Here is a 9,227-nt window from a genome sequence, read left to right as displayed (position 1 = left end):
ATGCGTATACATGCGACCCGGCTTCTCAGTACCGCCATCGCTTCTGCACTGTTGCTCAGTGCTTGCTCTTCAACGGAGCCCAAACCCTCCACCGATGAAGAAAACCGCCAGCGCATCATCGCTGACCAGTCACGCATGTATTCAGGCCAAGAGCCGGTAACCGCGCCGATCACCTTTTACGAAGCGGCGGCGCGGGCGCTGAAATACAACCTGGACTACCGCCTCAAACTCATGGAAAGCGCATTGGCTTCAGACCTGCGCGATGTCTCCAGCCATGAAATGCTCCCGCGTCTGGTCGCCTCGGCCGGGTATGCCGGACGTGATAACGATTCCGGTGGCACCTCGATCGGCATCGAAGACCGCCAGGTCAGCTTGCGTCCGTCGACCTCGGAAGAACGTTATCGTGAAGTCTATGGCCTGGGTTTGAGTTGGAGCCTTCTGGATTTCGGCGTTGCCTATTACCGCACACAACAGAAATCCGATCAGATCCTGATGGCTGAAGAACGCCGGCGCAAAGTCGCGCAGAACGTTCTGCAGGACGTACGCAACGCCTATTGGCGCGCACTCGGCGCCCAGCGTTTGATGCCGGAAGTCGACAAACTTCTGATGCGCACCCATACCGCCCTGACCTCGGCCCGCGAAGCCGAAACCCGTGGCTTGCTGCCGCGCCAGGAAATCCTCGCCTATCAACGCGCCCTTCTCGACTCGATCTATCTGCTGACCGTGCGCCGCCAGGATCTGGAATTCGCCCAGGCCGAGCTGTCGGCGCTGATGTCGCTGCCCCCTGGCTCGAAAATGATCCTCGCCGACATGCCCGATCCACCGCTGCCGGAAGTTCGCCAGAGCATGGCGCGGCTGGAACAGTTGTCGCTGGAAAACCGCCCGGAAATCATGGAAGAGTGGTATCGCAAACGCGTCAACCAAAAGGATCTGGAAATTGCCAAGGCTCAGCTGTGGCCGAACGTCAGCGTCGATTTCGGCTACAAGTACGACTCCAACAAGTACCTCTACAACAACGACTGGATGAGTACCGGTTTGCAAGTGTCGATGAACCTCATTCGGCTGCTGCAATTGCCGTCGTTGAACGCCGCAGAAAAATCCCAGAGCGAAACCGACGACACCCGCCGAGTGGCGCTGTCGATGGCAATTCTCACGCAGGTGCGCGTCGGCACCTTGCGCTATCAACTGGCTCGTCAGGAAGTCGAGTTTGCCGAAGACAGCCTGCGCGTCGATCGCAGCCTGCTCGACTACGCACAAGCGGCGAAAACCGGCGCTTTGGGCTCGGAACTGGAAGTCATCCGCTCTGAAGGCCGTTATCTGCTCTCGCGTTATCAGCGTGAAGCGGCGTTCTCCAGTGCTCAAGCTGCATGGGGGCGGATGTACAACTCGGTGGGCCTGGACGTATTGCCAAAGGAAATCTCGCAACACGACATCAAGACCCTGGCCCGGGAAATCCAACGCACCTTGAATGAACAAGAACAACAACGTCTGCTCGCTGCCACTTCGCAAGGAACGCCGAATGCGCAAAATCGCCCTTGAGCCCCGTTTCGGGGCCCTGTTGTTGGCCAGTCTCATCTTGTCCGTCCACGCTCAAGACAATGCGCAAGCCCCGGCGCTGGAAAGTGCCAGTGCGATTCGTGTACTGCTGGCCGCCGAACTGGAAACCACCCTGTCCAGCCAAATGGCCGGCACATTGGGCGAATTGAAAGCCGGTTTCGGTGAACCGGTCGCCAAGGCCCAATTGCTCGCTCGCTTCAATTGCAACGAGGCCGAAGCGCGCGCGAAAGTTGCAGCGGCAGAACTGGCCATGGCCAAACAAAACCTTCAGGCCAAACAGCAATTGCGCCAGCTCAACGCGGTGGGCGATATCGAAGTTTCGATGGCCAACACCGAAGTGCAGAAGGCCGATGGCGCGCGGGCCATGGGCGCGGCTCAAAGCAGTTACTGTCAAGTGCTTGCGCCGTTTTCCGGACGTGTGGCCAAGGTTTACGTGAAACCGTATCAAACCGTCACGGCGGGCACGCCGCTGTTCGATCTGGTGAGCGATGGTGCCCTGAAAGTGCGCCTGAACGTGCCGTCCAATCTGCTCAAAGACCTCAAACCCGGCTTGCCGCTGCAAGTCAGCATCCACGAAACCGGCAAGACCTACCCGGCCCATGTCAGCGGTATCAACTCTCGGGTCGATGCGGTGGCGCAAACCGTCGAACTGGAAGCTCGGCTCGACAACAAGTACCCCGACCTGATGGCTGGCATGAGCGGCACCGCGCATTTCGACCAAGACGCACGCCCATGACGATGAATGAGCCGCTGCCGCACCCTCACCTGCTGCTCGAACTCGACGCGCTGCGAGACAAAGCCATGGCCGCCGACTCGCTGAACAACCTGGCGTTCAGCATGGCCAACGATCTCTACCCGCTGCTGCAGTTTCATCAGGCCCTGGTATTCGCCCAGCGCGAATCCTCACTGGAATTGCTCAATGTCTCGGGCTTGTCACGGCCCAGTGAGGATTCGCCGTATCTGGTCTGGCTGCGCCGCGCCAGTCGCTGGGTCGCGGCGCGGGTGCCAGACGCCGAGCCGGTATGGATCGCTCAGGACAGCGCCAATCCACCAGCAGACATTGCCGAAGGCTGGAACGAATGGTGGCCGTCGGGGCTGTGGTGCGTGCCGGTGCAGGATCGTGACAATCAACGATTGGGCCTGTTGATCATCTTGCTGGAGCAGGAACCGCCGGCCGTGTTGTGGCAACACCTCAAAGGGTTGGTGGCGACGTGGGGGTATTGCTGGTCGGCGCTGACCCGGCGCAAGCGTTTCAGTCGCTGGCGGCCGAATCGCAAGCAACTGCTGCTGGTAGCGATTGTGCTCGCTGCACTGCTGTTGTTGCCGGTGCGGCAAACGGCATTGGCACCGACGGAAATCGTCTCGCGGCAGGCGCAGATCATCAGCTCGCCGATTGATGGCGTGATCGAAAAGATTCAGGTGCGTCCGAATCAACCCGTCGATGCCGGGACAGCGCTGTTCTCGCTCGATGAAACCACCCTTCGCAGCCGCGCCGAAGTGCTCGGCAAGGAAGTTGCGGTCGCCGATGCCGAGTTGCAGGCGGCCAGCCAACGGGCGTTCGACAACCCGCAAAGCAAGAGTGAGCTAACGTTGTTGACCGGTCGCGCTCAGCAACGGCGGGCGGAACTGGCGGCGGTGCAGGCGCAACTGAAACGTACGCAAGTGCTGGCTCCTCGAGGCGGTGTCGCCGTGTTCAGCGACCCCAACGACTGGCTGGGCAAGCCGGTGGTGACTGGCGAACGCATCATGCAAGTGGCCGACCCGACGCAACCGGCCATGCTCCTTCAATTGGCCGTCGCCGATGCGATCGCTTTGGAACCGGGCGCCGAGGTCACCTTGTTCCTCACCGCGTACCCGCTGACGCCGCTCAAGGGGCAGATCCTCGAAACCAGTTATCAGGCGCGGCCCAGCGACGAAGGTGTGGTCGCTTATCGCCTGCTCGCCAGCATCGACGGCGCACCGGAACATGCGCGACTCGGCCTGCACGGCACGGCGAAAATCTACGGCGGGCGGGTGATGCTCGGTTATTACCTGCTGCGCCGACCGCTGGCGACGCTGCGTGCCTGGAGTGGCTGGTAATGCTCGATCCGGCCGATCTGCCCGTGCCGCCCCTGCGCGAAGACTTGCGCCTGAGCGAAGCGGCCCATGGCAGCACTGGCGAACCGGCGTGGGTGATTCAGGACACGGTGATCAACCGCTTCTACCGGATTGGCTGGCTGGAATTCGAATGCCTGCTGCGCTGGGGCCAGTCGCCACGCAAAATCAGCGAGCAGATCGCCGAGGGCACTGCGCTGAAACCGGATGTCGAACAGGTGCTCGACTTCCGCCAGTTTCTCGAACAACACCAGTTGTTGCGCGCCGGCCCTGCCGCGCTGGAGCGGCTGAAGAGTAAAAGCGAAGAAGGCGGTTGGCTGACGTGGCGCTGGTGGTTGCACCACTACCTGTTTTTCCGCATCCCGCTGCTGCGCCCGCAACGACCGTTGCAATACCTGGCGCGGATGCTGGATTGGCTGTTTCATCCACTGACCGGGATTACGGTGCTGAGCCTGAGCCTGCTCGGGATCATCCTGGTGTTGCAGCAGTGGGACGTGTTCACCAGTGCCGTGGTCGAGTCGTTTTCCACCGAAGGCTTGTTCAGTTTTGCCCTGGCGCTGATCGTCGCGAAAACCCTGCATGAACTCGGCCATGCCCTGGTCGCCACGCGCCTGGGGCTGCGCGTCGGACACATGGGCATAGCGTTTGTGGTGATGTGGCCGATGCTTTACACCGACACCGGCGAGAGCTGGAAACTCAGTCGCTCGCGGCAACGCCTGGCGATTGCTTCGGCGGGGATTGTCACCGAACTGTCGCTGGCCGGGTTGTCGACCCTGGGTTGGGCATTGTGCGATCCCGGCGCGTTGCGCAATGCCCTGCTGTATCTGGCGACCACCAGTTGGCTGCTGTCACTGGCGCTGAATGCCAGTCCGTTCATGCGTTTCGACGGTTACTTCATCCTCTCCGACCTGCTGGATTTTCCCAACCTGCACGAACGCGCCTCAGCGCTTGCGCGGGTGACGCTGCGGCGCAATCTGCTGGGTTTGCAGGAAGATTGGCCAGAGACACTTCCGACCGGTCAACGACGTTTGCTGGTGACCTTCGCGATCATTACCTGGCTGTATCGGCTGGTGCTGTTTCTGGGGATAGCGCTGGCGGTCTATCTTTTTTTCTTCAAGATTTTGGGGATTTTCCTGTTCATGGTCGAACTGTCGTGGTTTATCGCGATGCCGGTAATGCGCGAGCTGGGTCATTGGTGGAAAAACCGCGCGGTGATTCCGAACCGCCGCAAAGTGGCGTTTTATACCGTGCTGCTGACGATTCTGGTCGTTCTGGCGATCCCCTGGCGTACGCAGATCGATGCGGTCGGCGTGGCCCGTGCCGAACACCAGTTGCGTGTGTATGCGCCCTATCCGGCACGCCTGCAATCAATTCACCCGGACGGCCCGGTCAAGGCCGGGGAAACCCTGATCACCCTTGATGAGCCGGACATCGCCTCGCGTCTGCAAACCAGCGAAGCGAGCGCCCGTAGCTACGAGGCTCGGCTGTCCGGGCTGATCGCCGACCCCGGTGGTCTTGCTGAAGACGCCGTGACCCGCCAGCGCCTCAACGTGCAATTCGAAGAGGCCCGCGCCGCCCGCTCGGAAATCGCCCGGCTGAACTTGCAGACACCGTTTGCCGGCATGTGGCTGGACGTCAATCCAGACTGGAAGCCGGGGCAATGGATCGGTAGGCAGGAGCCGCTGGGCATGCTGATCGATCCGCGCAGTTGGCAGGTCGACGCGTATGTTGCACAGGATCAGGTACACCGCATATCCACCGGTGATCACGTGCGCTTCTACCCGGACGGCCAGACCACGCCGCGATTCGGTCGAGTCGTGCAGATCGGCAGCACCCGTGCCAGTCAGTTGGCGCACCGAATGCTGTCTTCACGCTTCGGCGGCCCGGTGCCGACGACCAATGCCGAACACTCGCTGATTCCCAGCAGTGCGCTGTTTCAGGTGTTGATTCAACTGGACGAGCCAGTGCCGAATCTGCGCGAGACACGGGGGCATTTGAAGATCGAGGGCAAACGGCGCAGTTTGCTGGGCGACGGTGCGACCCATGTGTTGGCGGTGTTGCTGCGCGAAAGTGGTTTCTGACTTGTTCTGTTAGCCGACGGCGACAAACACGATAATCGGCCCGCACACCGCCAATAGCACATTGGAAATCGCGTAGCACACCGTGAAGCCAATCACCGGCGTGTTGCTGCCGGACTGCTCGATGATCTTGTTCATCGACGCCGCTTCGGTCTGTGCCCCGGCCAGCGCGCCAAACAGAATCATTGGGTGCAGGCGCAGCACGTAACGGCCGAAATACAGCGCCACCAGCGGCGGTAAAATCGTCACCACCGCGCCGGACAACAATAACGCCAAGCCCTGCTCTTTCATCGCAGCAAACGCCGCCGGCCCGGCGAGCAAACCCACCACTGCGCCGAACGCAGTCAGACCGAACTCGGAAAAAGCCCATTGCGCCGCTGGCGGCAGAGCTCCGATTTCCGGGTGGCGCGAGTTGTACCAGCCAATCACCAGAGCAGCGACCAGCACACCGCCACCAATGCCCAGCTCCACCGGGATCATGCCGATGTGGGTCGACAACAATCCCAACAGCGAGCCGAGTACCATTCCCAGAGTGTGCATAGCGATGTCGCTTTTGTAATTGTTCTTTCGGATGCGCCCGAGACGTTTGGCCAACGCTTCGACACTCGAGGTGCGACCGGTCAACGTAAGCACGTCACCCCGGCGTAGTACCGTGTTGGGCAGCAACGGCAGTTCGTAGCCCTGTCGCGTGATGGTATTGAGGAAGCAGCCCAGTCGCCCGTCGCTGGCCAGCCTGGTTTTCGCTTCGTGGATGGTCTTGTCGGCAAACTCGGCCGACGTCAGGACGATGTCCACTTCGCGAGTGGAGAATGACAAGGACTCGAGGTGGTCGATTTCTGGGCCGACCCAATGGCTCAGCGTTCCTACCGATTCACGCAAGGCATACACGCCAAGGACATCGCCGGCCATGAGGACGAAATTTTCATTGCGCTCGATGATCTGTCCTGCCCGCACCACGCGCTCGACGGTCAATGAGTCATGCAATTTCTCAAAATCGACGATGCGCTGGCCATCCGCCTGGCCATTGTTCGCCACCTGGTGAGCCCGCACGACGATGCGCGTATAGGGCACGGTGATCGCCTCTTCCTCTTTGGCGATGCCCAGTTCCAGCTCCAGTTCGCGCGCCGATTCGCGCAAGTTCACCCCGAGTAGCTTGGGCGCAATGCTGCCGACAAACACGATCAAACCAATGGTGCCGAACAGGTAAGTAATGGCGTAGGCAATTGCCATGTGACTGTTGAGTTGCGCCTTGGCAGCGGCATCAATCGTCAATTGGTTGATTGCGCTAGTCGCTGTGCCCATGATCGCCGTGTCGGTCAGCGCGCCAGCACCAAGTCCTGCAGTAAACCCGGCGTCGAAATCGAACACCGCATACATCAGCAGAATTGCACCCAGGGCGGTGGCACACAGCACCACCGATAGCAGTACCAGTTTCATCGTGCCGCGATTAAGGCTGCCGAAAAACTCCGGACCACTCTTGAAGCCGACGGCGTAGATGAACATCACGAAAAACACCGATTTCAGCCCCGCCGGCACTTCCAGACCAATTTGCCCAATCAACAGCCCCATCAGCAACGCACCAGCCACCGAACCGAGGTGAAAACTGCCGATGTGAATCCGACCGACAAACACGCCCAGGGCAATCGCGAGGAACACGGCGATCTCCGGATCAGTGCGTAGCGCGTGCAGAATGAAATCGAGCATGTCGCGGACTCCTTGCAACGATCACTGATTTTTCGGTGGTTGCGCCGGTGCGGTGTACCACTGGTCCTTCGGCACCCACTTCTCTTGTTGCGGATCGCCCAGATAGTGCGGCGACATGATCTGCACGCTGTACTCGTTGAACACATCTTGAATATTTGCGTGCAGCATACTGAGCAATTCGGCACGCGGACGCGGCTGGCTGGGAATCGCCTGAGCGACGAGCCGGTACTCTGGATAAAAGTCGGACAAGGCCGTCTGGAAAACTTGCGGGGGGGGATTTTCAACTACACCGGGCGTGCGTCTGGCAGCTTCCAGCAGCATGCCCTCGACCTGGCGCCACGGTGTGTCGTACCCGATGGTTACCACGGTATCTACCACATACCCTGGACCCTGGACGGTACGTGAGTAGTTTTTGGTCACAGCACCGGTGATCATCGAGTTCGGTAAGGTGAGTACTTCTCCAAGACCAGTGCGAATACTGGTAGTAAACATGCCAAGCTCGGTCACCGTACCTTCATATTCGCCAATCCTCACGAACTCGCCGGGGCGCAGGGTGCGCGTATAGGTCAGGATCAGTCCAGCTGCCGCCTGACCGACTACGCTAGTCGCGCCCAAAGAAATCATCAGACCGATCAGCACGGACAGTCCTTTAAACGCGTCGGTACCGGCCCCGGGTAAATACGGATAGGCCATTGCCAATGCGAATAGCCAAATCGCCAGTGAGGTGAGTCGCTGGGTCGGGTGCAGGGTCTCGTGGTTCAGCCAGCTGAATGTTCCTGGTGTCGCCATGCGTCTGAGCACACGCCGACTGAAAACAGTTGCTCCTCGAGCCATGAAAAAGATTGCCAAGGCAATCACAAGTCCAGGAACCGCGTCGATGATGGCCTGAAGCAAATAGCTCGCGACCTCAACCAGGTAACTGTTGAGGCTTTCGCCCCAAGGGCGGGTGTAGGGAAAGCGTGACAGGACAAAACCCAGCCACTCGTAAGTCAGCAGCAGGATCACCAGCCAGCGCACGAGCCAAAACAGTCGATTGACCAGCGGATACAAGTAATTGGCATCAACCAGCTGAATGCGACCTACCCGCAGCGCTTGTGTATGGCGATGCATCAAATCGGGTAATTTGCGCAGCAATTTCTTGCGCAGCCAGGCAATTCCCCAGAGCAACACGAAGTAAATGCCTGTAGCAATCGCTACTGCGCCAAGCGAGCGCACCATAAGTTTCAGACTACGGGCTTCGCCAGTTTCCGCGACAACCTGACGCAATTTCTCGGCAGCGGCCTCCGCTGCCAATTGCACCGAGGGGTACTGGAGATTGTCGACGTCTTTGGGTGAAACGATGAACGCGCGCTTGGTCCCCAGCAATATCAGGTAACTGTCCTGAATAGAGTCAACGCTGACTGCAAGATCGTCGGCTTCTTCCAATGCTTCGCTGATCACTGCTTTTGCGCGCTTGACTCGAGATGTTGGTGCCTCCCCAAGCAATGTAGCGCGAAAGACCATGATACTGCGGTTCGCAACCTTGAGTTCAACAGCCTGCTCAGCCGACGCGCCATTCTCATCAGCCCAAACGAGCGCAGACCAGACGACGCTGAAAACGATCATCATCAGCACAGAAAACCGGTTCTGCATGCGTCTGTTCCTTAGGCATCAGGCATGAGTTCGTGAACTACAAAACGCAGCGTAGTTCAGCGATGAACGGTTGTCAGATATGAACACCCAGCTTTTTTCGCACCTTTGGTGCCCACAAATATGCGGTCATGACGACGAATCGGAATTCGCCCACTACGCTGG

At 59.5% G+C, this 9,227-nt stretch carries 6 protein-coding genes; 4 read left to right on the top strand and 2 right to left on the bottom strand.

The window, feature by feature from the left end; all coding sequences use genetic code 11:
* Genes AC0R79_RS15545 through AC0R79_RS15530 form a run of 4 tightly spaced genes read left to right on the top strand, consistent with a single transcriptional unit; the run spans nucleotide 1 to nucleotide 5,732 of the window.
* Nucleotides 1-1,539, top strand: coding sequence for a TolC family protein (locus AC0R79_RS15545; RefSeq protein ID WP_474730412.1), 1,539 nt, complete (start codon nucleotides 1-3; stop codon nucleotides 1,537-1,539).
* Entirely contained in the window at nucleotides 1,520-2,293 is a 774-nt protein-coding gene (locus AC0R79_RS15540) for an efflux RND transporter periplasmic adaptor subunit (RefSeq protein ID WP_474730411.1), read from the top strand. The genes AC0R79_RS15545 and AC0R79_RS15540 overlap by 20 nt, the downstream gene beginning before the upstream one ends.
* Entirely contained in the window at nucleotides 2,290-3,636 is a 1,347-nt protein-coding gene (locus tag AC0R79_RS15535; RefSeq protein WP_474730409.1) for an efflux RND transporter periplasmic adaptor subunit, read from the top strand. Before AC0R79_RS15540 ends, AC0R79_RS15535 begins: the two co-directional genes overlap by 4 nt.
* Entirely contained in the window at nucleotides 3,636-5,732 is a 2,097-nt protein-coding gene (locus AC0R79_RS15530; RefSeq protein ID WP_474730408.1) for a site-2 protease family protein, read from the top strand. Before AC0R79_RS15535 ends, AC0R79_RS15530 begins: the two co-directional genes overlap by 1 nt.
* 9 nt (nucleotides 5,733-5,741) lie before the next feature.
* Here AC0R79_RS15530 and aspT read toward each other — a convergent pair whose 3' ends face one another.
* Both aspT and AC0R79_RS15520 read right to left on the bottom strand, forming a co-directional pair.
* Entirely contained in the window at nucleotides 5,742-7,433 is a 1,692-nt protein-coding gene (aspT, locus tag AC0R79_RS15525) for an aspartate-alanine antiporter (RefSeq protein WP_474730406.1), read from the bottom strand.
* A gap of 21 nt (nucleotides 7,434-7,454) precedes the next feature.
* Complete coding sequence (locus AC0R79_RS15520; protein WP_474730404.1) at nucleotides 7,455-9,065, bottom strand: mechanosensitive ion channel family protein; 1,611 nt, start codon at nucleotides 9,063-9,065, stop codon at nucleotides 7,455-7,457.
* Nucleotides 9,066-9,227: the final 162 nt, after the last annotated feature.

This window comes from Pseudomonas sp. HD57-3 (assembly GCF_056113135.1).
The sequence above is the reverse complement of the archived record's forward strand: the minus strand, read 5'-3'. Positions and strand labels throughout refer to the sequence as shown.

Excerpts from the sequence above, each read along its gene's own strand:
- AC0R79_RS15520 (WP_474730404.1), bottom strand. The coding sequence starts at position 9,065 with ATGCAGAACCGGTTTTCTGTGCTGATGATGATCGTTTTCAGCGTCGTC.
- AC0R79_RS15540 (WP_474730411.1), top strand. The coding sequence starts at position 1,520 with ATGCGCAAAATCGCCCTTGAGCCCCGTTTCGGGGCCCTGTTGTTGGCC.
- AC0R79_RS15545 (WP_474730412.1), top strand. The coding sequence starts at position 1 with ATGCGTATACATGCGACCCGGCTTCTCAGTACCGCCATCGCTTCTGCA.
- AC0R79_RS15530 (WP_474730408.1), top strand. The coding sequence starts at position 3,636 with ATGCTCGATCCGGCCGATCTGCCCGTGCCGCCCCTGCGCGAAGACTTG.
- aspT (WP_474730406.1), bottom strand. The coding sequence starts at position 7,433 with ATGCTCGATTTCATTCTGCACGCGCTACGCACTGATCCGGAGATCGCC.
- AC0R79_RS15535 (WP_474730409.1), top strand. The coding sequence starts at position 2,290 with ATGACGATGAATGAGCCGCTGCCGCACCCTCACCTGCTGCTCGAACTC.